The organism is Corynebacterium liangguodongii (assembly GCF_003070865.1).
In the GTDB taxonomy this organism is placed as follows: domain Bacteria; phylum Actinomycetota; class Actinomycetes; order Mycobacteriales; family Mycobacteriaceae; genus Corynebacterium; species Corynebacterium liangguodongii.
In genome coordinates, this window is the sequence record NZ_CP026948.1 from 37,938 (window position 1) to 59,710 (window position 21,773).

The 21,773-nt window shown below is 66.8% G+C and carries 20 protein-coding genes and 1 tRNA gene; 8 read left to right on the top strand and 13 right to left on the bottom strand.

The annotated features are described in order from the left end of the window. Positions 1 to 115: 115 nt before the first annotated feature. The 3 genes from C3E79_RS11865 to C3E79_RS00190 are packed head-to-tail and all read left to right on the top strand — an operon-like array spanning position 116 to position 1,674. Positions 116 to 454, top strand: a complete 339-nt coding sequence (locus tag C3E79_RS11865) for a DprA-like winged helix domain-containing protein (protein ID WP_108403097.1) — start codon at positions 116 to 118, stop codon at positions 452 to 454. 44 nt (positions 455 to 498) lie between these two features. Beyond that, the gene (locus tag C3E79_RS00185; protein ID WP_108403098.1) at positions 499 to 1,032 is read left to right on the top strand and encodes a peptidylprolyl isomerase; all 534 of its coding nucleotides are present in this window, start codon (positions 499 to 501) and stop codon (positions 1,030 to 1,032) included. A gap of 51 nt (positions 1,033 to 1,083) precedes the next feature. Next, positions 1,084 to 1,674 (top strand): rhomboid family intramembrane serine protease, encoded by a 591-nt coding sequence (locus C3E79_RS00190; RefSeq protein WP_108403099.1) that lies wholly within the window; start codon positions 1,084 to 1,086, stop codon positions 1,672 to 1,674. 260 nt (positions 1,675 to 1,934) lie between these two features. On the opposite strand, the gene C3E79_RS00195 is transcribed toward C3E79_RS00190, so the two are convergent. The 9 genes from C3E79_RS00195 to C3E79_RS00235 all read right to left on the bottom strand — a co-directional run bounded on the left by C3E79_RS00195 (position 1,935) and on the right by C3E79_RS00235 (position 12,849). Continuing rightward, entirely contained in the window at positions 1,935 to 3,296 is a 1,362-nt protein-coding gene (locus C3E79_RS00195; protein WP_179948294.1) for a hypothetical protein, read from the bottom strand. Between the two features lie 235 nt (positions 3,297 to 3,531). Next, positions 3,532 to 3,804 carry a cell division protein CrgA gene (gene crgA / locus C3E79_RS00200; RefSeq protein ID WP_108403100.1) on the bottom strand — a complete coding sequence of 91 codons (273 nt, stop codon included), beginning with the start codon at positions 3,802 to 3,804 and terminating at the stop codon, positions 3,532 to 3,534. Positions 3,805 to 3,865: 61 nt separating this feature from the next. Then, a complete protein-coding gene (pknB, locus tag C3E79_RS00205) occupies positions 3,866 to 5,839 on the bottom strand; it encodes a Stk1 family PASTA domain-containing Ser/Thr kinase (protein WP_179948295.1) in 1,974 nt (657 codons plus the stop codon). Between the two features lies 1 nt (position 5,840). Then, a complete protein-coding gene (locus C3E79_RS00210; RefSeq protein ID WP_108403101.1) occupies positions 5,841 to 7,349 on the bottom strand; it encodes a serine/threonine-protein kinase in 1,509 nt (502 codons plus the stop codon). Between the two features lie 5 nt (positions 7,350 to 7,354). Next, on the bottom strand, positions 7,355 to 8,803 hold the full coding sequence (locus C3E79_RS00215) for a penicillin-binding transpeptidase domain-containing protein (RefSeq protein ID WP_108403102.1): 1,449 nt from the start codon (positions 8,801 to 8,803) through the stop codon (positions 7,355 to 7,357). Continuing rightward, positions 8,800 to 10,158, bottom strand: a complete 1,359-nt coding sequence (locus tag C3E79_RS00220; RefSeq protein ID WP_108403103.1) for an FtsW/RodA/SpoVE family cell cycle protein — start codon at positions 10,156 to 10,158, stop codon at positions 8,800 to 8,802. Before C3E79_RS00220 ends, C3E79_RS00215 begins: the two co-directional genes overlap by 4 nt. 1 nt (position 10,159) lies before the next feature. Then, a complete protein-coding gene (locus tag C3E79_RS00225; protein WP_108403104.1) occupies positions 10,160 to 11,512 on the bottom strand; it encodes a PP2C family protein-serine/threonine phosphatase in 1,353 nt (450 codons plus the stop codon). After that, complete coding sequence (locus tag C3E79_RS00230) at positions 11,509 to 11,955, bottom strand: FHA domain-containing protein FhaB/FipA (protein WP_108403105.1); 447 nt, start codon at positions 11,953 to 11,955, stop codon at positions 11,509 to 11,511. Before C3E79_RS00230 ends, C3E79_RS00225 begins: the two co-directional genes overlap by 4 nt. A 9-nt stretch (positions 11,956 to 11,964) precedes the next feature. Beyond that, positions 11,965 to 12,849: a DUF3662 and FHA domain-containing protein gene (locus C3E79_RS00235; RefSeq protein ID WP_108403106.1), complete on the bottom strand. Its 885-nt coding sequence runs from the start codon at positions 12,847 to 12,849 to the stop codon at positions 11,965 to 11,967. Between the two features lie 185 nt (positions 12,850 to 13,034). Here C3E79_RS00235 and C3E79_RS00240 point away from each other — a divergent pair. After that, positions 13,035 to 13,118 (top strand) — tRNA-Leu (locus C3E79_RS00240). A 220-nt stretch (positions 13,119 to 13,338) separates the two neighbouring features. Further along, on the top strand, positions 13,339 to 14,043 hold the full coding sequence (locus C3E79_RS00245) for a DUF1648 domain-containing protein (protein WP_108403107.1): 705 nt from the start codon (positions 13,339 to 13,341) through the stop codon (positions 14,041 to 14,043). A gap of 282 nt (positions 14,044 to 14,325) precedes the next feature. On the opposite strand, the gene C3E79_RS11215 is transcribed toward C3E79_RS00245, so the two are convergent. Further along, a complete protein-coding gene (locus C3E79_RS11215) occupies positions 14,326 to 14,463 on the bottom strand; it encodes a hypothetical protein (protein ID WP_158268500.1) in 138 nt (45 codons plus the stop codon). Positions 14,464 to 14,603: 140 nt separating this feature from the next. Here C3E79_RS11215 and manA point away from each other — a divergent pair, with 140 nt between their 5' ends. Continuing rightward, positions 14,604 to 15,704, top strand: a complete 1,101-nt coding sequence (gene manA, locus C3E79_RS00250; protein WP_235840654.1) for a mannose-6-phosphate isomerase, class I — start codon at positions 14,604 to 14,606, stop codon at positions 15,702 to 15,704. Positions 15,705 to 15,780: 76 nt separating this feature from the next. Here manA and C3E79_RS11220 read toward each other — a convergent pair whose 3' ends face one another. Both C3E79_RS11220 and C3E79_RS00255 read right to left on the bottom strand, forming a co-directional pair. Continuing rightward, positions 15,781 to 15,942 carry a hypothetical protein gene (locus tag C3E79_RS11220; RefSeq protein WP_158268499.1) on the bottom strand — a complete coding sequence of 54 codons (162 nt, stop codon included), beginning with the start codon at positions 15,940 to 15,942 and terminating at the stop codon, positions 15,781 to 15,783. 725 nt (positions 15,943 to 16,667) lie between these two features. Next, positions 16,668 to 18,254, bottom strand: a complete 1,587-nt coding sequence (locus tag C3E79_RS00255; RefSeq protein WP_108403108.1) for a hypothetical protein — start codon at positions 18,252 to 18,254, stop codon at positions 16,668 to 16,670. Positions 18,255 to 18,318: 64 nt separating this feature from the next. On the opposite strand from C3E79_RS00255, the gene C3E79_RS00260 reads away from it, so the two are divergent. Further along, positions 18,319 to 19,971 carry a glutaminase gene (locus C3E79_RS00260; protein WP_108403109.1) on the top strand — a complete coding sequence of 551 codons (1,653 nt, stop codon included), beginning with the start codon at positions 18,319 to 18,321 and terminating at the stop codon, positions 19,969 to 19,971. Here the strand turns inward: C3E79_RS00260 and C3E79_RS00265 are convergent. After that, a complete protein-coding gene (locus tag C3E79_RS00265; protein WP_158268498.1) occupies positions 19,958 to 20,551 on the bottom strand; it encodes a TetR/AcrR family transcriptional regulator in 594 nt (197 codons plus the stop codon). The two genes, C3E79_RS00260 and C3E79_RS00265, sit on opposite strands and share 14 nt — an antisense overlap. Positions 20,552 to 20,596: 45 nt before the next feature. On the opposite strand from C3E79_RS00265, the gene C3E79_RS00270 reads away from it, so the two are divergent. After that, entirely contained in the window at positions 20,597 to 21,769 is a 1,173-nt protein-coding gene (locus C3E79_RS00270; RefSeq protein WP_108403111.1) for an alpha-amylase family protein, read from the top strand. Positions 21,770 to 21,773: the final 4 nt, after the last annotated feature.

Genomic DNA, 21,773 nt, shown 5'->3' on the forward strand with positions numbered 1-21,773 from the left:
CCGAGTGCCGACCTGGAATGGCTTGGTTCCCTCCCCGGTGCGGAGCAGCTCAGCGTCGCTCACAAGCACGCTCTCGTGGCAATGCGCGGGGGAGCGAGCGTGACCAACACCTCTTATGGGTCCCAGTTTCCGATGGACTCTGCGCAGGCACGCGACGAACTTCAGCAGCTGGTTCGCTACGGACTCGCAACCTCCACCGGGAGCGGACGAGGAACCTCATATACATTGCCAGCGGCGGCGCCCTCCGCAAACGTCGCGCCCACGCCCCCGAGCAGCAACCGCGATAAAGTTATCGACGCGCTCCGCAGCGCCGCTGAGCAAGGAGCAGCTTGTAGAGCGCACCGGGCTCAGCTCCTCGCAGACCGCGAGGGCACTGACAGAATTGAAGGCGGCGGGGGACGTTATGGCGGAAAAGTCGCCGCAGGACGGTCGGGTCATCCTCTATAGGGCGTAGGCGCGCCCGGCCGGCGACACCAGATCTGCCCCGATGTACCTACAATGGCGGGCATGACCATTTCAACTGCGAAAGCAACGCTGCACACCAACCATGGCGACATCGTCATCGAGCTGTTCGGCAACCACGCCCCGAAGACGGTGGAGAACTTCATCGGCCTGGCCACCGGCGAGGCGAACTACACCACCCGCAACGCCTCCGGCTCGGGCGAGGGCCCGTTCTACGACGGCGCGATCTTCCACCGCATCATCCCTGGGTTCATGATCCAGGGTGGCGACCCGACCGGCACCGGTACCGGTGGCCCGGGCTACCAGTTCGCCGACGAGTTCCACCCGGAGCTGCAGTTCGATCGCCCGTTCCTCTTGGCCATGGCTAATGCCGGCCCGGGCACGAACGGTTCGCAGTTCTTCATCACGGTGGACAAGACCCCGCACCTCAACAACCGCCACACCATCTTCGGTGAGGTGACCGACGAGGCCTCGCAGAAGGTTGTGCTGGAGATCTCCAACGTTGCCACCGGCCGCATGGACCGCCCCGTCGACGACGTTGTCATCGAGTCCATCGACATCGAGCGCTAGGCTCCCGACCTCTCCGCCCCCGCGCACCGCACGTGCCCGGGGGTTTTCTTAATGCACCCGACACAGATTTTCTTTCGTGCCCCCGCGACAGCGGCGATAGCTACGGTCTGCCTCGTCGTCTACGCCGTCGCCGCGCTGCAGGCCGGTTCGCCTTCCGACACGGTGTGGGGATCCCCACTCGGCATCCGCATGGTGCTCTACGGGCCCTTCGTGGCGGGCGAGGGCCCCTCGGGCTGGCTGCGCGTGCTCTCTGCGGCGTTTTTGCACCTGGACCTGGCGCACCTGTGCGCCAACATGCTCATGCTCGTGCTCATCGGCGGCGAGGTGGAGCGCTGGGTGGGCACCGCGCGGTTTCTGCTCGCGTACCTTGCCGGGGCGCTCACCTCGTCCCTCGCGGTCCTCGCGGGCAGCTTCGGCGCCCCGACGGCGGGCGCGTCGGGGGCGCTGTTTGCCCTGCTAGCGTTGCTTGTCGCCATTGCTTATCGACGCCACCTCGACCCCCGCGCCCCGCTTGCGCTCGTCGTGGCCAACGTGGCGTTTACGTTCTTCGCCCCGAACGTGAGCATCTGGGGCCACCTTGGCGGGTTGGCGGCGGGGGTGGTGCTGGCGTGGCCGCTGGCGTCGCCACGCGATGCCAGCTGACATCGCACCGGGTTATCCCCCGGTTATCCCCACCCGAAGTTGTGCACAATTTCTTCCACACTGTGGATAACAACAGGGATGTAATTCCTAGAACGGCTTGCCGAAAGCATAGAGAAAGCCGCAGGGGAGGGGATTACACCTGCGGCGATGTTCGATCAAGCGGGGTAGTGCACAGAGTTATCCACAGGTGGGGATAACTGCGAATCCACAAGTTTTCCCACAGGCTGTGGATAACCGTGCCCCCCTAGGCTGTGGAGCGGCTAGAACAGCCCCGCGATGGGATTGCCGAAGTCGTTGCGCGTGGACACGCGCGAATCGACGTTCTGATCGTTGTGCTCGGAGGTGTCCCCGGGCAGGCGGCCGGTCTGCGTGACGGTCATGTAGTTGACCAGGCGGCCCTCCGAGGTGTTGCCGTCGCCGAAGCTGAAGGCGCCGAGTAGCATGTCGTCGCCGGCGTTGACCGGGTTGGACAGGGTCACCTCGAAGATGCGCGCGTTGGTCTCAAAGTTGTAGCCGAGGTCGCGGACGTGGGTGCCGTTGGAGCCGTAGGAGGTGATGAGGCGGTCGACGCCCTTCGGGCCCGACTGGGTCTTCACCTCGACGCGGAAGGTCATCGCGGGGAACTCCGCCCAGTAGCGCTTGGAGCCGACGTTCTTCACACGCAGCGCCACGCTGCCGGCGAAACCGGGCTGCTTTGCGCCCGAGACGGTGAAGTAGGGCTTGAGGTCGAGCTCTTCCTTGCCCAGGGAGGAGCTCGCCGCGGTGAGGGTCTTCAGGTCCGCGGCTGCGTCGAAGGCAATGGCGCCGTCACCGGACTCCTGCGCCGGGGCCTCGGGAAGGTTCTCGCCGTTGCGCAGCTTCTGCACGTCCTCGTTGTAGGACGGGTTCGGGTTGTCTTGGGTCTCGGTGACCTGGGCGCCCTTGTTCGGGGCCCACGAGTCGGCCGGGGTGGCGTAGTTCTTCACCCGGACCTCGTTCTTCACCGGCATGTTGGCGATCCACGCCGTCGGGCTGGCCCAGGTGCCGTTCGGGCGGCAGCGCTGCTGGGTGCCGGTCATGGTGATGGTGCGGAAGCCGTAGGTGGCCTCACCGGTGTGCCCGGCCGGCACGTCGTACGGGCCGATCTTCTGGCCGACGTTCCACGACAGGCTGCCGGAGACGGACCAGCCGAGGGACTTGGCCAAGGCGTAGCCGATGGAGCCCTGTAGCCCGTCGCGCGAGGCCTGCCCGCCGATGTTGAGGGTCTCGGTCTTCGACCCGTTGATCGAGGCCTCGATGGTCTGCGTGCGCGAGAGGTCCTGGGTCAGAGGAACCGTGGAGTCGGAGAGGTTGGTTGTGGAGATCGTGCCCACGGGCAGGAAGTTATCCGTAACCTTGTAGACGATCGTGCGGTAGTCCTCGGTGGAGTTGCACACCGGGCGCGGGTTGAGGATGTTGGCCTTGATGTGGTCGGAGCCGCGGTAGGTGTGGATGATCGGCAGGGAGTCGTTGGTGGCGGCGGTCTCCGGGTGGGACTCCTCGATCGTTTGGGCGTGGGCGGCCGACGAGGCGGCCGCGCCGGCGGCGAGTGCGACGGCAGCGGTGAGCGCTACCGCGGGGCGGGCAAATCGGGTGATATTCACGAAGCGACCTTTCTTGATCCTCGATGCGGGGTGACCAACGGTGTGATCATTAACGAGTGAATGTCTATTCCCCATCGCAGCTCGCCGCGAGCGAGGTAACGAAAGTACACACCCGTTGCGGAGGAAAACGCCAGGTCATGGGCGCACGTAGATACCCCCGTTTCGATGACGAATCAACGAAACGGGGGTTGTTCTACCGACAAAAGTATACTTTTGTGGAAAAGGGCGCCGAACGCTAGCGCCAGCCCATTGTCATGAGCAGGCCGACGATCATCGCGGAGAACCCGATGAGGTAGTTCCACGGGCCAAGCTCCTTGAGCAAGGAAATCTGGTCGCCCGCGACGTAGAACACGATCAGCCAGGCCAAGCCCAAGATGAGCAGGCCGAACATGATCACCTTGTACCACATCGGCGTGCCGCCGGTGTTGATCTTCACCGGCGTGCGCGTGGAGCCCGACGGGGTTTTCGGCAGCGCGGCGGCGTCGTTAGTTACCTTTGCCTTGGGCATTGTGCAATCTTCCCCTTGTTGTCAATCGTTTGGTGTTGGACTCTACCACCCGCCGCGGACCTCACCTCAGCGGGTTGAGCTGCGCGGCGTCGAACTTCCACAGGTTGTAGCCGATCTGCTGGTCTTTGCGGATATCCTGCCCTGCGGGGATCTCCTGGTGGCCGATGAGTCCCTGGTCCACCAGAGCACCCGTGGGCACGGTGGGCCCCGCAACCAGCTTGCCGTTCCACCCGGTGGCGCGCAGCGCCTGCTCCGCGTCCCGCGGGTTCAGCCGCGTGATCTCGATCATGGGAAGAAGCATTCCGTTGGACACGCGCAGCTCCACCGTGGTGCCGACCTCAACCTCGGTATTCTCCCCGGCGACGGCGAGGACCTCCTCCGCCGGCTTGCGCGAATCCACCTGCGTAATGGTGGACTTGAGGTTGAGCGAGGACAGCGTCGCGGTCGCCTGCTCCACGTTCATGCCCACGAGCGAGGGAACCGTCACCATCTCCCGGCCATCCGAGACGACGACGGAGACCTGGGAGCCCTTCGACAGCTGGGAGCCTGCCGCCGGGTTCTGGGAGATTACCGCCCCGGCCGGCACATCGTCGCTGTTTTCGTGCCTAATCTCCGGGTTGAGCTCTAAGCTCGCCTGGGCAAGGACCTCGGCGGCCTGCTGCGGGGTCAGCTTGGTCACATCCGGCACGTCGGTGATCTCGCGCCCGGACGAGACGGTCACCGTCACCAGGGTCCCGCGGCGCAGCTGCGAGCCCGCCACGGGGTTCGTGCCCAGCACCTCGCCGCGCGGGCGGTCCGGGCTCGGGGCATCGTTGACGGCGACGACGAAGCCCAAGCCCTCGAGCTGCGCGACGGCGTCTTCGCGGGGCTTGCCGGTCATCTCCGGCACGAGCACCATCTCCTCGACAACCGGGGCGCTGTCCTTCTCACCGCCGCGGAAATAGTTGTATGCCACCACCGCCCCGGCACCGACCAAGACGAGCGCGAGGAGCGCCGCGACCCACTTCATCCACGATCCACCGCCGGCCTTCTCGTGGGCGCGGCGGTGCTCTTCGTAGCGCGAGGGCGCGGCTGCAGACGGGGCGGGGGCGACGGAGGAGACAAAGGCGGTGCGCGCATCCGGGTCGACGCCGGAGCTGGCCAGGTGGCTGCGCGCGGCCGCGGTGACGGCGCCGCGGGCGAGCCGCTCCAAGTCCTCGCCCATCTCCGCGGCGGACTGGTAGCGGTCAGCCGGGTGCTTCGCCATCGCGGTGAGGATCACCGCGTCAACGTTGACGGCCTCGGTCTCGGTGAGGGCGCCGGCGGAGGCGTCGGCGGAGGCGTCGATAAGCGAGCTCGGCGGCTCAGGGTCCTCCTGCACGTGCTGGTACGCCACGGCGAAGGGTGATTCGCCCTCGAACGGCGGGCGGCCCGTGACCGCTTCAAACATGACGCAGCCGAGCGCGTAGATATCGCTGCGCGCATCGGCGTGCTTGCCGCGGGCCTGCTCGGGCGAGAGGTATTGCGCAGTGCCAATGACGGCGGAGGTCTGCGTCATCGCCGAGGTGGAATCGTCGAGCGCCCGGGCGATGCCGAAGTCCATCACCTTCACCGCGCCGGTGTTGGTCACCATGATGTTCGCCGGCTTGATATCGCGGTGGATAATGCCGGCGTCGTGGCTGGCCTGCAGCGCGCGCGTGACCGGGATGAGGAGCTCCGCAGCCTCACCCGCGCGCAGCTGGCCTTCCTCGCGCACGATGTCGCGCAGGTTGCGGCCGTGGACGCGCTCCATCACGATGTAGGGCACCGCGAGCCCGTCGACGTCGACGTCGCCCGTGTCGTAGACCGAGACGATGTTGGGATGGTTGAGCTTCGCGGAGTTTTGCGCCTCCCGGCGAAAGCGCTCGCGGAAGTTCTCGTCGCGCGCCATGTCGGTCTTGAGCATCTTCAAGGCGACCTCGCGTCCGAGGACCGTATCGGTCGCCGCGTAGACGTCCGACATTCCGCCGGTTCCGATCGCCCCTCCGAGCTGGTATCGGTTACCAATCAGGGTCATCTTAGGCACCTCCGCCAAGCTGGTTCACGAAATCGTTGAAGGGATCCAACGCGGCCTCCGAGGTGGGCGCGGCCGTCTCCGGCGCGGGCTGCTGCCGGGTCGGGCTCGCGGCGCTCGAGCTCGGCGCTTCGGGGGCGGGCGCGTTGGGCCGGGAGCTCGGGCTCGGCGCGCTCGAGGGCGGCTCGACGAAGCTCACGGTGCCGGGAGCTGAGGGCTCGGCGGTAGACCGCGACGGCTCCGGGCGCGGGGCCTGCGTCGCCTGGGTCACGGTAGAGACCGACGGGGATACCGTCTCCGTTTGCGTGACCACGGCCGGGGGCGGCGGGGGCGTCGACGTGCGGGGCGAGGACCCGGAGATCCCGTTCGAAATCGCCCAGGCCAGCCCGCCCAGCACCGCGAGCACGATGAGCGCAATACCGACACCGAGGCCGAACCCGCCGGACTCTTTCTTGGCAGCACGCGCATCGACGCCCTGTCTTGGCGCCCGGTTCGCCACCGCGGGCGGCGCTGGATTCGGCGCTGCATTCTGTGCCGTATTCCGTGCCGCTGGTGCGGGCCGCACGGTCGTCGGCTGCGCGACGGAGGCCAACATCTGCGTCGACTCGGTCGGGGAGGGCTCCCCTGCGAGCTTCGTCGAGGCGAGACCCATCGGCTGGTGCGGGCGGCGGCCGGCGCGCACCTGGGCCACCGCGAGCTGCATCTCGTTGCCGTCGGCGAAGCGCACCCCGGGGTCCTTGCGCAGCGCGATGCCGATGAGCTCGCGCGCCGGGGCCGAGATGGCGGTCGAGAGAGCCGGGGGCTCGGCGGAGACGTGGGCGAGCGCGACGGAGACGGAGGAATCCCCGGTAAACGGCCGCTTTCCGGCGAGCATCTCGTAGCCGACCACACCGAGCGAGTAGACGTCGGACGCTGCGCTGACATCGAGGCCCTGGGCCTGCTCGGGGGAGACGTACTGGGCGGTGCCCACGACCATGCCGGTGCGGGTGAGCGGGACCGCCGCGGCCGCCTTCGCAATGCCGAAGTCGGTGATCTTAATCTGGCCGTTCTGCGTCACCATGAGGTTTCCGGGCTTGATGTCGCGGTGGACCAGGCCCATCCGGTGGATCGCGGCTAGGCCGTGGGCGGCCTGCTCCAGCACGTCGAGCGCCAACGCTTCGTCGAGACGCCGCTCGCGGGCGATGAGGTCCGCCAGGGATTCGCCCCTGATGTACTCCATGACGATGAAACACATCGTATAACCGGCCGGGGTGTCTACCTCGCGGTAGTCGTAGGTGGCCACGACGTTGGGCGAGGAGATGCCCTCGGCCGCGTGCGCCTCGTTGCGGAAGCGGGTGAGGAACTCCTCGTTGTTGGAAAACTCCGGTCGCAGCACCTTGATGGCCACCTCGCGGTCCCCACCTGTGTCGTCTGCAAGCCAGACCGTGGACATCCCGCCGTGGCCGATGACCCACTGCAGCGTGTAGTCGGGTCCGATGAGGCGCTGGAGGTCTTCGCGATTATCGGTATTCATAGCGTTCATGACTGTGTCCCTGTCCCTCCGCTCGCCGGGGTGGCACGCAGCACCGCCCGGCCGATCGAGCTGGCAACCTGCCCGCCGGTCGCGTTGACGCCGAGGTTGCCTCCGTCCTTGACCACGACGGCCACGGCGACGTCGTTATTCGGGTCGAAGGCGACGTACCACACGTGCGGCGCCGCGCCCTCGCCATGCTCCGCGGTGCCGGTCTTGGAGGCGAAGCCGTTGCCGTCGTAGCCGAAGGTGGAGCGCTCCGAGCCGTACATCAGCTGGGTGATCGTCTCCGCTTCCTCGGGCGTGAGCGCCTCGGCGAGCTCGCGGGGCTTGGCCTGCCGCACCGGCTTGAGGTCCGGCGCTAACACCCTGTCGACCACGTAGGGCGCCATGCGCTTGCCGCCGTTGGCCACGCTGGCTGCCATGACCGCCGCCTGCAGCGCCGTCATGGTGACGTCGCGCTGGCCGATGGCGGATTGGCCGAGCTCCGCCGGCCCGGGCAGCTCCCCGAGGGAGCCGGAGGCCGTGGGCACGCCGAGGTCGTAGTCCTCGCCGATGCCGAAGCGCTGCGCCGCCTCGCGCAGAGCGTCCGGGCCGATGTCGAGCCCCATTTGCACGAACGCGGTGTTGCACGACAGCGCGAACGCGGTGCGCAGCGTCGTCGACGTGGAACCGCCGCAGGCCTGCCCGCCGTAGTTGGGCACGTCCGTGTTGGTGCCGGGCAGAGTGATGCGCGCCTCGCCTGTGAGCGTGGAGTCGGGCGAGTAGCCGGAGCGCAGGCCGGCGGCGGTGGTGACGATCTTGAAGATGGATCCCGGAGGCAGCTGCTCGGCCGTGGCGTGGTTGAGCATGGGGGCGGCGGGGTCGCTGTTGAGCGCGGCCCAGGCATCCGGGGCGGTCTCCGGATTGACCAAGAGGTTCGGATCGTACGACGGCGCCGACGCCATGGCGAGCACCGCCCCGGTCGACGGCCGGATGGCCACGACGGCACCGCGGTACCCAGGGTTGGAGAGCTGCTCGTAGGCCAGGGCCTGCATCTGCGGGTCCAAGGTGAGCTCGATCGAGTTGCCCGCCTTGTCCTGCTCCAGGCCGGTGCGCAGGAAGCGGCTGCCGGTCACAGCCCCGTCGCCGTTGAGGTCGGCGTTGTAGCCGGCCTCGAGCCCGCCGACGCCGAATTGGTCGGAGACGTAGCCGAGCACGGGGCCGAAGGAGTACGGCATGGTGGGGTAGAGACGCTGGTAGAGCTCGTCGGCGCCCTTCTCCGAGTCCGCCAACACCTGGCCGCCGGCGTTGATCTGGCCGCGGTTGACCTGCTTGAGCTCAATGAAGGTGCGCGCGTTGCGGGCATCTTGAGCGTATTTCTCTTCGCTTAAACCCTGCACGACGGTGAGGTTGACCAGCAGCGCGACGGTAAGCAGGAGGGAGAGCACGGCGCCGAGCCGGATGGACTTGTTCATCGCGCCACCTCCACGGCGCCCTGCCCGGCGGCGGGCGCTTCTGCCTCAGCTGCCCGCTCGGTGGGGCGGTTGGCGCTGTTGGAGATGCGCAACAAAAGGCCGAGCAGGACGTAGTTGGCCATGATCGCCGACCCGCCGGCGGACATGAAAGGCGTGGTCAAACCGGTCATGGGGACCATCGCGGAGACCCCGCCGGCGACGACGAAGATCTGGATAATCAACGTCGTTGACAGGCCCGCGGCGAGAAGCTTGCCGTAGGTGTCGCGCACCTGCATGGCGGCCCGGAACCCCCGGTTGACAAAGATCAAGAAGAGGCACAATACGGCCGCTAGCCCGGCGAGCCCCAGCTCCTCGCCGATTGCGGCGAGGATGTAGTCAGAGTGGGCGACGGGCACCATGTCCGGGTGGCCGTAGCCGAGCCCGGTGCCAGTGACCCCGCCCCAGCTCAGCCCGAAGAGGGCTTGGGAGGGCTGGAAGCCCGTGGTGTCGTAGTTGGCCAGGGGGTCGAGGAAGTTGGTCACGCGCTCCTGGATCTTGCCGGAGACCTGGTAGACGGCGTACCCGCCGACGGCGACGAGGCCAAGGCCGATGACGAGCCAGCTCAACCGGCCGGTGGCGTAGTAGACCATGGCCAGCACCGTGGCAAAGAGCAGCAGCGCCGGGCCGAAGTCGTTGGAGATCGCCATGATGACAATGGCGATGGCCCACACCACCAAGATCGGGGCGAGGTCGCGCAGACGCGGGAACGTCAACCCGGCGAAACGCTTCCCGGCGACGGTGAAGAGCGACCGCTTCTGGGCGAGCAGCTGCGCGAAGAAGATGAGCAGCAGGATCTTGGAAAACTCACCCGGCTGGATGGAAAACGGCCCGATCCAGATCCAGATGCGCGCATCGGCGAAGTCCGGCGGCTGCGGCCAGACCAGAGGCAGCGCCAAGAACACTAGGCCTACAAGCCCGAGGATGAAGGAGTAGCGGGTCAGCGACTTGTGGTCGCGGACGGCCAGCAGGGTCATCACCAGCAGCACCACGCCGGCGAATGACCACATGACCTGCCGCTCAGCGAGGGGGCCGTAGCCTGCGCGCTCCGCGAGGTCAAGGCGGTAGATCATGACGAGGCCGATGGCGTTGAGGGTGGCCACGGTCGGCAAAAGCACCTGGTCGGCGTGGGGGGCGGCGAGGCAGATCGCGAGGTGGGCGAGCGCGTAGACGCCGATGAACCCGCCGACGAGCCAGAGCATCTCCGTCGACATGGCCCGGCCTTGGGAGAGCTCGAGGCCGAAGAGCATGAGCAGCAGGAGCAGGGCGGAGCAGACGAGCAGGCCGAACTCTTTGGTGCGGGAGAAAATCCTGGTCATGCTACTTCACCGTCCTGCAATCGGCGTGTTGTTCGGTCTTCTCCGCCTCGGGTTTCCCCTCGACGCAGGCGGGTAGCGCCTCGCCCGCGAGCCGGTTGAGCTGGGCGACAACGTCGTCGTAGCTGCCCGGGGCGGGCTCCGCGATGGCCCCGCGTTGTGATTCGGGAAGGTCTGCAAGCTCGAAGATGTGGCAGTCCGCCGGAGTATCATCCAGCGGGGCGATCTGGAGCTCATTGCGGTTGTTGATGCACGCGAGCTGGATCGGCCTGTGCGAGCGCGCGCCGAAGAGCGTGCTCTCGGAGCCCTGCTCGATGAGGATGTGGCCTTGCTCGTTGGCCCGCAGGAAGAACGTGTCGTTATTGCGGGCTTGGAGGTAGCCCACGCCGAGGAGCGCTATGAGGGCGAGGCTGAGCGCGCCGATGACCCAGGGCCAGATGGTGCGGCGTGGGTGGTCCTCCTCGTCTGCGGCGTCAGCGGGATCCTCGCTGGCGGCGGGGTCGCCCTCGCGCGGGGCTTCTGCCGGGCGCATGAGCGCGGCCGCGCGGCTCGCCGCCGAGCTGGGGTGGGTGGCCTCGACACCCGGGGCGAGTGCCCCAGCGACGATGGGGGCTTGCGGCGCCTCAGGGCTGCTGGGGGCACGCTTGTCAACGACCTCCCCAATCACCACGGTAATATTGTCCGGCCCGCCGGAACGCAGGGCGAGCTCGATGAGGCGCTGCGCGGCGATCTCGATCGTGCCCTCCTTGAGCGCGCCAGCGATGGTCTCCGGGGTGACCGGGTCGGAGAGCCCGTCGGAGCAGAGCAGGTAGCGGTCCCCCGGGCGCGCCTCGAGCAGCTCGAGGTGGGGTTCGACGGGGCGGCCGGTATACGCCTTGAGGATGAGCGACTTCTGCGGGTGGGAGGAGACCTCGCTCGCGTCGAGCTTGCCCTCGTTGACCAGCGATTGGACGTACGTATCGTCCTCGGTGATCTGGGCGAGCTCGCCGTCGCGTAGCCGGTAGCCGCGGGAATCCCCCACGTGGATGAGCCCGAGCTGGGCGCCGTTGAACATCAGCGAGGTGAGCGTGGTGCCCATGCCCTCCTGCTCGGGGTGTTCGGCCACGGAGGCCTCGATCGCGGCGTTCGCGTCGTCGGCGGCGGCGCCGAGCAGGGCGAGCATGTCGGCCTCACCCGGGTCGCGGTCGAGGTGTTCCATGTGCTCGACCATGAGCTGGGATGCCACCTCGCCGGCGGCGTGTCCACCCATGCCGTCGGCAAGCACGAGCAGGTACGGGCCCGCGTAGGCGGAGTCTTCGTTGTTGCCCCGGACGAGGCCGCGGTCGGAGGCGGCAACGAAGTTGAGCTTGAGTGTCATGGCTTTAACCTCACTGTCGTGCGCCCCATTTTCATGTCAGTGCCCACGCTGACGCGCTCCGGTTGATCGATGCGCACGCCCTGGACGAACGTGCCGTTGCGCGAATCGAGGTCCTCGATGAACCACTCGCTGCCACGGCGAAACAGGCGCGCGTGGGTGCTCGAGGCGTAGTCGTCCCCCAGCACGAAATCACACGTGTTGGCACGCCCCAGAGTTAAGTCTTCAATGCTGGCAATCTCCATGTGGGAGCCTTTGAGCGGGCCGTCAACGACGACGAGCTCGCGGGCCTTCTCCCGCCTGATCGGCGTGGAGGGAGCCGACTGCCTGCGCGCTCCGGAAGCCGCCACCACGTCTTTGCGCACGACCCACAGCACAAAGCCGATAAAGAGCCACAGGAGGATCAGTAGGCCGAACCGCGCGCCGAGGATGATGGCGGAATCCATGGGTGCTCCTTAAATCTCGTCCGGGGTTGGCCCCCGGAACAGCTCGGTGCTGGGGTTGGCCACCTCGTCCGGGTTGAGGCCAAAGGTCGGCTCCGGGCGCTGCGCGCGCGGCTCGACGATGCGTACCTCGATGTGGGAGTGTCCGACGGTGATCACGTCGCCGTCCGCAAGCATCCAGTTGTCAATCGGCTCGTCGTTTACGGTCGTGCCGTTGGTGGAGTTCAAGTCCACCAATACCGCTACCTGCCCGTCCCACGTGATCTCTGCGTGCTGGCGGGACACGCCAGTATCCGGCAGGCGGAAGTCGGCGTCGTTAGAGCGTCCCAAGATGTTGGAGCCCTGCTGCACCAGGTAGGTGCGCGAGGAACCGTCCTGCAGCAGGAGGCTCACGGTCGGCTCGCCGCTCGCGGCCGCGTTGGTGGAATGGGACTCGGACAATGCATCCTCCTGATCTCGTGTGCGCTTCGCGGCCGCGGGCTCCGAATAGATGGCGTCGTACCCGCTCGCCACATCCGGGCGCTGATCGATATACGACGACACCCGCAGCTGGCCCGTGCGCAGCCCCGATTCCTCGGCGATGCGCACGACCGCCGGCCCCTCAAGGAGCCAGCCCTGGTTGCGCACGAAGCGCGTGAGCTGGTCGGCGAGGAGCGCGGGCAGAGCCGCATCCTGGGAGAGGTTCTCTAAATCCTTGCTCGAGACCCCCACGGCGAAGACGTTCGGCGCAATGAGCTCGTCGCGGTCGGAGAGCACGAGGCTGTCCTGCGTTTCCTGCTTGACCAACTCCTCAATCTCGGCCGGGACGACCTTGCCGCCAAACAGCGCCGCCATTGAGTTGTCCAGCCCGCGCTGCAGCGACGAGTCGAGCTTCGCCAGCCTGTCCATGATCGGCATCTACCCACACCTCCCTTCCAGCCATGTAGTGGGTTAGGTTGCTAATAACTAGGACAGTATATGTGGGTAGCCCCTATCAACCTAGACGCGAACCGGTCCCTGGACCGGTATCCCGTGTGAATCTTGGGCATGAGCTGGCACTTTGAACTTAAGTCTCGCCGGGTGATATATTAATCCAGTCGCCCGCCCGGGTGGCGGAATTGGCAGACGCGCTGGCTTCAGGTGCCAGTGTTCGCAAGGACGTGGGGGTTCAAGTCCCCCCCCGGGCACAGACGAGGACCGGTCACCGTTAAGGTGGCCGGTTTTTGCGTGTGCGGGGGTGTGGGCGGCGCGGTCAGATGTCACAGTCAACCCAGCCCTTCACCGTGACATCCGACCCGACCACGCAGCCAGACGCCCGCGCCCACAGATCCAATAACCAACGCACCCCGCTGACCGTGGCCTCTATCCGACCAAAGATCCGCCACATCAGCTCCATATACTGGCCGCATGGACCGCTACCTCGAGCTTCACGACGTGCCGAAGGGGTGGTTGCCCGCCACCTACGCCTTCATCGCGGGCTGCGCCGCGCTGCTCGTCGTCGGCTGGAACCACATTCCCGACCCCCTACCAACCCATTGGGGCTTCGGCGGCCCGGACGCCTGGACGGAGAAAACGCCGCAGGCGGTATTCGGCCAGTTCGCCATCGCTGCCGTCCCGCTCGGGCTCCTCACGCCCCTGGTTACCTTCCTCACCCACCAGCAGGCGAAAACCGCCCACGAGGGGTTTCCGCGCCGGTCCGTTGCCGAGGTCAATCGGGCGCGCGCGACGTCCAACGAGCTCGTCCCGGTGATCCAGAAGAATCTGTGTGGGATCACGGGGGTGGTCGTGGGAACCCTGACGGCGAGCCTTCTCGGTTGGTCGGGTCCCTCGGCCACGATTGTGACAATTACCCTGATCATCTGCGTTGTGGTGTGCTTCGCGCTCGATGTTCGAGCAGCGAATTGGCATATCAACGCCGTCGCTGGGGAAAGTGAGCTGAGCCGCCACATGGCGTGGGGCATGTTCTACTACAACCCTGAGGACCGCAGGGTGATGGTGGACCACGCGATGGGGGCGACCCTCAATTTCGCCCGCCGCGGGGCGTGGGTTTTCCTCGGTCTGATCCTCTCGCCGGCGGCGCTCGTGATTCTCGTGATGCTCTTCACACGCTAACCCCTACACCCAGGCCCATACCCGGCCCTTCTCGCGCGGTAATGAACGCTCTCGGAATCACCGCAGGAACGGGAGGGAGCGCAATTTTGTATTGGGCAGACCACACGGATTGGCCTAAGAGTGTGTGCATCTAGATAAGGACTCGACATGCCTGCGTGGATCATCGGCATTGTAGTGACCTGGTCGGCTGTGGTGATAGGTGGCCTTATTCGACGTCGTCGCAATAGGTAAACAAGGCTACGCCTGTTGGTTTTTTCTCCCGAATGTCGTCTCGGGGGGGATTTATGGGTGCCTACCCGCCCCGTTCGTGCCCAGCAGCCCGTAGAACTCGCCGCTGTGCACCGAAAAGCTGACCCCGTCGACGGCGGTGTAGTCGCCGTACCTTCTGGTGAGATTGCGGACGTCGATAAGAGTTTCCATGCCTACGAGTGTGCTTGCCCGAAGTTTGTGCTGGTAGAGCCGTTTGTCACGTTCTTAATATGACGTTTGTCATGTCACAGGTCACCCCAATTTGGGGCGTGTAGCCTTGTGTCGCACTGCCTGCGCGATTGGAGGATGACGTGGTTTTGAAGCTCACCGGCACGATGCACAACTACGCGTGGGGGGACCGGGAGGCCATCGCTGACCTGCAGGGGCGTGAACCCACTGGCGCTCCCGAGGCTGAGCTGTGGTTTGGCGCGCACCCGAGCGCCCCGGCGCTCACGAGCGAGGGCCCCTTGGACGAGGTCTACGCCCGCGAGTCAGCTGCGCCTCTGCCGTTCATGGTCAAGCTGCTGGCCGCCGCGAAACCCTTGTCGCTTCAGGCGCACCCCTCGCGCAGCCAGGCGCGCGCCGGGTTTGCGCGAGAAAACGCCGCGGGGATTGCGCGCGATGCCGCGCACCGCAACTATAAGGACGCCAACCACAAGCCGGAGATCCTCATCGCGTTGACGCCGTTTCGCGCGATGGCGGGTTTCCGGCCCCTGGCCGGCACGCTGGAGCTCGTGAGAGCTTTTGACCTGCCCGAGCTCGCCGACATAGAGCACTCGCTTGCCGACGCCTCTTTGACCCCCCGCGATCGCCTCTCGCGCACCCTTGAGCGGGCGATGGGCTCGAGCGCCGCCGCCGCTGTGGGGCGGCGCGCCGCCGAATTGAAGGGCCGCCCCGGTGTTGTCGGGGAAGTAGCTGCCAACCTGGAAGAGATTGCGCGCGAGTACCCCGGCGATAGCGGGGTTGTCGCGGCGATGCTGCTCAACCACGTCTGCCTCGAGCCGGGCGAGGCGATCTTCCTGCCCGCCGGCAACTTGCACGCCTACCTTCGCGGTCTCGGGGTGGAGGTGATGGCTAGCTCCGATAACGTCCTGCGCGGCGGCCTGACGCAGAAACACGTGGATAGCCGCGAGCTTTTCTCCATCCTTCGGTTTGACACGCTCGAGGACCCGACCGTCGCGCCCGAGCGCGGGCGCTACGCCGTTGACGTCGATGATTTCGCCGTCGCTGTAGTGCCATCGGGCGAGAGCGTGACGGGCCCGGCGATCGTGCTCAACGTCTCCGGCTCGCTCGCGGTAGAAGACGTTGAGCTCGGGCCGGGCGAGGCCGCCTGGGTCTCGTCCCGGGACGGGGCCGTTGTGCTCGATGGCAAGAACTCGTGCGCGTTCGTGGCCGCGATCCCTCGGGATTAGGCGCGGGCCGGAGGCACGAAAAACCGCGCCCACCCCGGTGAAGAGGTATGGCGCGGAATTCGAGCTAGGTCCGAATTTACTTCTCGGAGCTGGCCTCGATCTTGGAGGACAGGCCCTCGATGGCGGAGCTGCCCTTGGAGGAGGCGGTCTCGATGAGGCTCTCGAAGTCGACGCTGGAGGACAGCTTCTCGAGGACGGTGGAGGTGAGGTTGACGAGGAGATCGATGAGAGCAGACATTGTGTCTTCCTTTCGGTTGCTGGTCGGTGGAACACTTGAAAGGTACAACGCCGCGAGTATGGCGCACTATGTACTTTCGTAGACTCCCCTGGGCCATATACCCGCCGGTAGGCCCGTTTTTCGCGCCGCGGGGGCAGGGAACGAAAGTATCAATCGCCACGGTGTGGGCCGTACGCGGAGCGTGGTATCCGGGTCAAAAGTAATCTCAATGATCCGCCGAAAAAATCTGTCGAGGCGCCGCGCCAACTACCCTCATTCGGGGGTAATGCGCCGAAAACGGCCGCCTTCCCACGGAGGGGCGGCGGCCGCGTTGCGCACTCCGGCACCTAGAAGAGCGCGGAAGAGAGCTGCGAGGAGAACTCCAGCGGGAACTTCAGTAGATCGGAGGCGGTGGAGGTGAACAGGTCGATGAGGTTGGTGATGATCTCGGTCATGGTGTCCGTTTCCTTTCGTTGTGATCTGTGGACGCTTTTGACCGTAGTGGCGCCCAGCGGCCTTGAAAAGTGGGGATATGGGATTATCTTGCCTACAAAACATGAAAGCGTTCTGTGACCGGAGCGTTACATAGTCGTGATGATTCCCAGGGAGTTCAGATCGTGGCACGGAGACAGCACCGTGCCGGCGCAACGGAGGGTCCGCGGGCTCCCAGAAATGGCCCCTGAACTGGTCATATCTAGCCCCATGGCCGCCGGTGTCGGCTACCCCTATCCGGGGGTGAGCGGTCCCTATGGGGCGCTGGCGAGCTGCCCTACCTCGCTGCGTCCGAAGCAGGTGTCCGCATCTGCGTTGACCCGGATCCGGTCGCCGCCACCCTCTACCCTCACCCACGCTTGGTGCAGCCCGGGCTCGAGCGGGACCGAGACCGGCGCGCCGTCAAGCGAGACCTCGGCGCTGCCCGCAGAACCGGCGGCGTAGTTGAGCAACACCGTCCATTCGTAGTCCACGAGCGGGCCGTCGAGCGGCAGCTCTCCTGCGCCGCAGCCTTCCGCGCTCGTGCGCTGGGTGACGAGCGCGGCCGGGATGCGGTTGCCGTGGGCGTCGACAAGCGAAGGCTCGACCACGGTATCCGCGACGACCCACGGCGCGAGCCTGCTGAGCCGGTTGTAGGGGCTGGTGACGGGGAGCAACACCTCGAGCGGCACCGCCTGGTCCAACACCGGCCCGCGGAGGTTGGCAAAGTACTCGCGGGCCGGTTGTTCTGCCCACGCGCGCGCATATGACGTGCTGGAGGCCAGGCAGGATGCAGCCACCACGAGCGCGATCGGGCGGCACAAGCGGGGGCGTGCGCACCGGCTGGTGAGCACCGCCAGCGTCAAGGCAGCGATCACCGCGGCGGTGGACACGTAGCGCAGAGTCATCACGATCTCTCCCGCGGTGTACTCCCCAGAGCGGGCCCACCACAGCGTGAGCAGCGGCGCGAGCGGGTAGACCAGCACCGGCACCCACGCCACGAGGTGGCGGCGGGACCACGCGAGCACGACGGCAACCACCGCCGCCCCCGCAAGTACACCCAGCGCGGACTCCGCGGCAAACGGCGGGCCGGGCACCCAGCGCTGCCAATGCCACGGCCCGCCCGCCGCGGCGGGGAGGAGGGCGTAGACGTAGCCGCGGGCGACTAGGGTGGCCAGGCCGGCGAGCCCACCGCGATCCCCGGCCTCCGCGGCGGGGTCCACCAGCGCGAGGTAGGCGGCGGCCCAGGCCGCGGTAGGCAGCGCCAGGACAGCGGCGAGGCGGCCGAGGCGCTCGCGCAACCCCCAACAGGTGACCATCGCCACCGCGGCGGGGCCGATGACGAGCGCGCGCTCGCTAAAGAGCAGGCCCCCGCAGAGCCAGGCCGAAGCGGCCGCGAGGTGCCCGCGTGACCCGCCGCGGAGGTAGCGCACACCGTGGCCGGTCACCATGGCCAACGACGCGTGGACGGGCAGGGAATTGAGGCCCGCTGCCAGCCACGTCGTCGCGGGAAGGGTCAGGGGGCTGAGTAGGTAGAGGGCAAGCGGAGCGGCCGGGCGCGGGGTCAAGACCCTACAGCACCACGCGACGGCTAGGGCCGTGCCCGCCTGCAGCGCCGCGAGCACGGCGAGCGCGGCGGGAGCGCTCAGGGGCGCGAACCGGGCCAAGGCCCACTCCACCAACCACCCGGCGGGCATGAGGTGGCCATCGTGGGGAGTGAGGAGCGCGTCTGCGAGCCCAAGGTCGCGGACTTTTGCCTGGAGTACTAAATCGTCCCAGTAGAGCCAGCCCTGCGCCGCGACGGCGACGCGCAGCGCAACGCCAGTAATGAGCACGACCGGGACGACGGGAAAGCGGGGCACGCTCACACCCTATCGCCCGCGCGCAGCACGATGGGCCGGGCCAGAAACGGCGTAGCATGAGGTCATACCAACACCTGTACCTGAGTACCTGGAACAGCTCCTCGAGTCCGTGCGGGATGACACCTCCGGCGCCGTCGCCGACTACATCGAAGCGCTGCGCCAGGCGGACCCCGACAAGCTCGGCCTGGCGCTGTGTACGACCTCCGGCCACCTCTACTCGGTGGGGGACGATGATTACGAGTTCTCCATCCAGTCCATCTCCAAGCCCTTCGCCTACGCGCTGGCGCTCGAGGAAAACGGCCCCCGGGCCGTGCACAAGGTCGTCGGGGTGGAGCCCTCGGGGGACGCGTTTAACGCGATCTCGCTCGATAGCGAGACTAACCGCCCCTCCAACCCGATGATCAACGCCGGGGCGCTGGCGGTCAACCAGCTCATTAACGGCTCAAACTCTTCGGTGGAGGACCGCGTGGAGAAGATCCGGGCGTTCTTCTCCGAACTCGCCGGCCGCGAGCTCTCCATCGACGAGGCGATCGTGGACAACGAGCTCTCCTCCGCCCACCGCAACCTCGCCATCGCGCACCTGTTGTGCGAATTCGGCATGGTGCAAGACAGCCCGGAGGACGCGGTGAACTCCTACACGCAGCAGTGCGCGATCCAGGTCACGGTGAAGGATTTGGCGGTCATGGCGGCCACGCTTGCCGGCGGCGGGGTGCAGCCGGTGACCGGCAAGCGCGTGGTCTCCGCGGAGGCGGCGCGCGTGACCCAGGCGGTGATGACGTCCGCGGGCATGTACGACGGGTCGGGGCGCTGGATGGTCAACGTCGGCATCCCCGCCAAGTCAGGGGTTTCCGGCGGGTTGATCGGCACCATGCCAGGCCAGCTCGGGATCGCCTCGTTGAGCCCACGGCTTAACGACAGGGGAAATTCGGTGCGCGGTGTGAAGCTCTTCCGGGAACTCTCCTCGGCCCTCGGGCTCAACCTCATGGGGTCCGATTACTACCTCGCCCCGGGAATCAAGTCGGTCACCCGCAAGGGCTCGGCGAACGTGGTTGCGCTGCAGGGCATGATCAACTTCACCGCGGTGGAGAAGATCCTCTACGAGCTCGCTGAACGCAACCTTTCTCAGCGCGATCTCGTGCTCGACGTCTCGCACGTCACCGCGTTTAACAAGGCCGGGCGTTTGCTGATTAAGGAGGGGATCCGGCACATCCGCGACCAGGGCGTTAGCGTCTCCATCTATGACCCGGATTCGGCACTGCCCGACTATGAGTTCTCCGACGGCACCCGGTTCGAGGCGGTGAAGGACTTCACGCACTCGTTTACTATCGACGCGCCCCGCGAGCAGGTCTTCGACGCGATCTGCCGCCCCGACCAGTGGTGGAACGAGGAGATCGAGGGGGCCGAAGGCGCGGCCGGGGAGCCTGGCGGCGGGTTCCGCGTCGACACCGAGGACAGCTGCGCCGAGGTCACCGTGGCTGAGGCGGTTCAAGGAGATCGGCTGGTGTGGCGCATCGAGCCGACCGGGGACGAGCGCGAGGACAGCGAGTGGAGCGACACCGACATCGTCTTCGACCTCGAGGAAGGCGAGAGCGGGAGCACGCGGGTGAAGTTCACCCACCGCGGCATGCACGAGGGGGAGGAGGGCTACGAGAGCTTTGCCGAGGAATGGCGCAGGCGTTTAAAGGACAAGCTCGAACCGCTGATCAAGCGGGGTTAGGCCCGGCCAGCGCTCCCGTGAGCGCTCCGGAGGCGGTGGCGATGATCAGCCCGCGCTGGTCGCCCGGGCAGCCCTCGTCGACCCAGTCGAGGCAGATTGCGTCGAGGAAACCGAGGAAGCCGGAGACGGCACGGGTACCCGCAGCGTCGTCTATCGAGAGCGATTCGCGGAGTTCCTCGATGCAGACGTCGCGCTGCGCAATGCGGAAGTTGATCGTCTCGGTGGGCTCCTCCCCGCCGCGCCGACCGGCGGCCCAGATCAGCGGGCTGGCCGCAATGTAGTCAAGGTAGATTTCCAGTGTCTGTGTGAGGAGCTCGTTGCGAGAGGCCCGGGGGTGGGCTTGAAGCGCGGCGCGCAAAGCGCTGGCCAGGGAGCGGCTGCTGTCCTCAAGGAACGCGGTGTAGAGCCCGGATTTGGAGCCGAAGTAGTGGAAGATGAGTCCTTGGGACGCGCCGCACGTTTCGGCGATATGCTGTGTGGAGGCGTCTGAGTACGGGGTGGTGGAGAAGACGTGGCGGGCGGCGGCGAGGATCTCCTCGCGTCGCTCGGCCACTCCGAGCCGCCGGCGTTGATGTGGCATGAGGCCCAGCATAGCATTGTTGAATAAAGCTCAATAAGGAGTTTCATGATCCAGGACACGATCTGGTGGCACGTCTACCCCCTCGGTGCGACCGGCGCGCCGGTCCGGGACCGCGCGGGTGACGACTCCGGTCACCGGCTGCGCCACCTCGGGCCCTGGCTTGACTACCTTGTCGAGCTCGGCTGCGACGGGCTGCTGCTGGGCCCGATCTTCGAGTCCGTCGGCCACGGCTACGACACGCTCGACCACTACCGCATCGACTCCCGCCTCGGCACGGACGAGGATGTCGAGTGGCTCATCGCCGAGTGCGACTCTCGTGGCATCAAGGTCATGCTCGACGGGGTGTTCAACCACGTCGCGCGGACGCACCCTGCGGTCGGCCAAGGCCTGGCAGGAAGCACTAACTGGGAGGGCCACGAGGAGCTTGCCACCCTCCATCACGACGACGAGCGCGTGCGCGAGCTGGTCACCGACATCATGCTCCACTGGCTGCGCCGCGGGATCAGCGGCTGGCGCCTCGACGTCGCCTACGCGGTGCCCTCGGACTTCTGGGCGGACGTGCTCACGCGGGTCCGCGGGGAGTTCCCGGACGCCCTGATCCTCGGCGAGGTGATCCACGGCGACTACGCGGGCATCGCCACCGCCGGGAAGATGGATTCGGTGACCCAATACGAGCTGTGGAAGGCCATCTGGTCCTCCCTGGTGGACGCGAACTTCTTCGAGCTCGACCACGCCTTGGGGCGGCACCGCGCGATGCTGGCGGAGATTGTGCCCAACACGTTCATCGGCAACCACGACGTCGACCGGATCGCCTCGAAGGTCGGCCAGGCAAAGGCGGTGATCGCCGCCGCGCTGCTTTTCACCCTGCCGGGGATGCCGTCGATCTACTACGGCGACGAGCAGGGCTTCGAGGGACTGCGCACCGAGGGCTTCGAGGCCGACGACGCTGTGCGCACCGCACTGCCGGCCAGCCCGGACGAGCTCTCGCCCCTCGGGGGCTGGCTCTACACGCAGTACCAGGCGTTAATCGGGCTGCGCAGGCGCAACCCGTGGCTCACCCGCGCGGACCTCGAGGTGCGAGAAAAGACCAACGAGACCATCACCGTGCGCGTCTTCAACTCCGCCCAAGAGCTGCTTATCGACGCCTGCCTGGCCCCCACCCCCGGCGTGCGCGTCCACGCGGGTGGGGAGACCCTCTACGAATGGCACGCCTCCTAGGCAG

What these genes read in the sequence shown, in the direction of transcription:
- C3E79_RS11865 (WP_108403097.1), top strand. Translation starts at nt 116, where the DNA reads ATGGGTCCCAGTTTCCGATGGACTCTGCGCAGGCACGCGACGAACTTC.
- C3E79_RS00185 (WP_108403098.1), top strand. Translation starts at nt 499, where the DNA reads ATGGCGGGCATGACCATTTCAACTGCGAAAGCAACGCTGCACACCAAC.
- C3E79_RS00190 (WP_108403099.1), top strand. Translation starts at nt 1,084, where the DNA reads ATGCACCCGACACAGATTTTCTTTCGTGCCCCCGCGACAGCGGCGATA.
- crgA (WP_108403100.1), bottom strand. Translation starts at nt 3,804, where the DNA reads ATGCCCAAGGCAAAGGTAACTAACGACGCCGCCGCGCTGCCGAAAACC.
- pknB (WP_179948295.1), bottom strand. Translation starts at nt 5,839, where the DNA reads ATGACCCTGATTGGTAACCGATACCAGCTCGGAGGGGCGATCGGAACC.
- C3E79_RS00210 (WP_108403101.1), bottom strand. Translation starts at nt 7,349, where the DNA reads ATGAATACCGATAATCGCGAAGACCTCCAGCGCCTCATCGGACCCGAC.
- C3E79_RS00215 (WP_108403102.1), bottom strand. Translation starts at nt 8,803, where the DNA reads ATGAACAAGTCCATCCGGCTCGGCGCCGTGCTCTCCCTCCTGCTTACC.
- C3E79_RS00220 (WP_108403103.1), bottom strand. Translation starts at nt 10,158, where the DNA reads ATGACCAGGATTTTCTCCCGCACCAAAGAGTTCGGCCTGCTCGTCTGC.
- C3E79_RS00225 (WP_108403104.1), bottom strand. Translation starts at nt 11,512, where the DNA reads ATGACACTCAAGCTCAACTTCGTTGCCGCCTCCGACCGCGGCCTCGTC.
- C3E79_RS00230 (WP_108403105.1), bottom strand. Translation starts at nt 11,955, where the DNA reads ATGGATTCCGCCATCATCCTCGGCGCGCGGTTCGGCCTACTGATCCTC.
- C3E79_RS00235 (WP_108403106.1), bottom strand. Translation starts at nt 12,849, where the DNA reads ATGCCGATCATGGACAGGCTGGCGAAGCTCGACTCGTCGCTGCAGCGC.
- C3E79_RS00245 (WP_108403107.1), top strand. Translation starts at nt 13,339, where the DNA reads ATGGACCGCTACCTCGAGCTTCACGACGTGCCGAAGGGGTGGTTGCCC.
- C3E79_RS11215 (WP_158268500.1), bottom strand. Translation starts at nt 14,463, where the DNA reads ATGGAAACTCTTATCGACGTCCGCAATCTCACCAGAAGGTACGGCGAC.
- C3E79_RS11220 (WP_158268499.1), bottom strand. Translation starts at nt 15,942, where the DNA reads ATGTCTGCTCTCATCGATCTCCTCGTCAACCTCACCTCCACCGTCCTC.
- C3E79_RS00265 (WP_158268498.1), bottom strand. Translation starts at nt 20,551, where the DNA reads ATGCCACATCAACGCCGGCGGCTCGGAGTGGCCGAGCGACGCGAGGAG.
- C3E79_RS00270 (WP_108403111.1), top strand. Translation starts at nt 20,597, where the DNA reads ATGATCCAGGACACGATCTGGTGGCACGTCTACCCCCTCGGTGCGACC.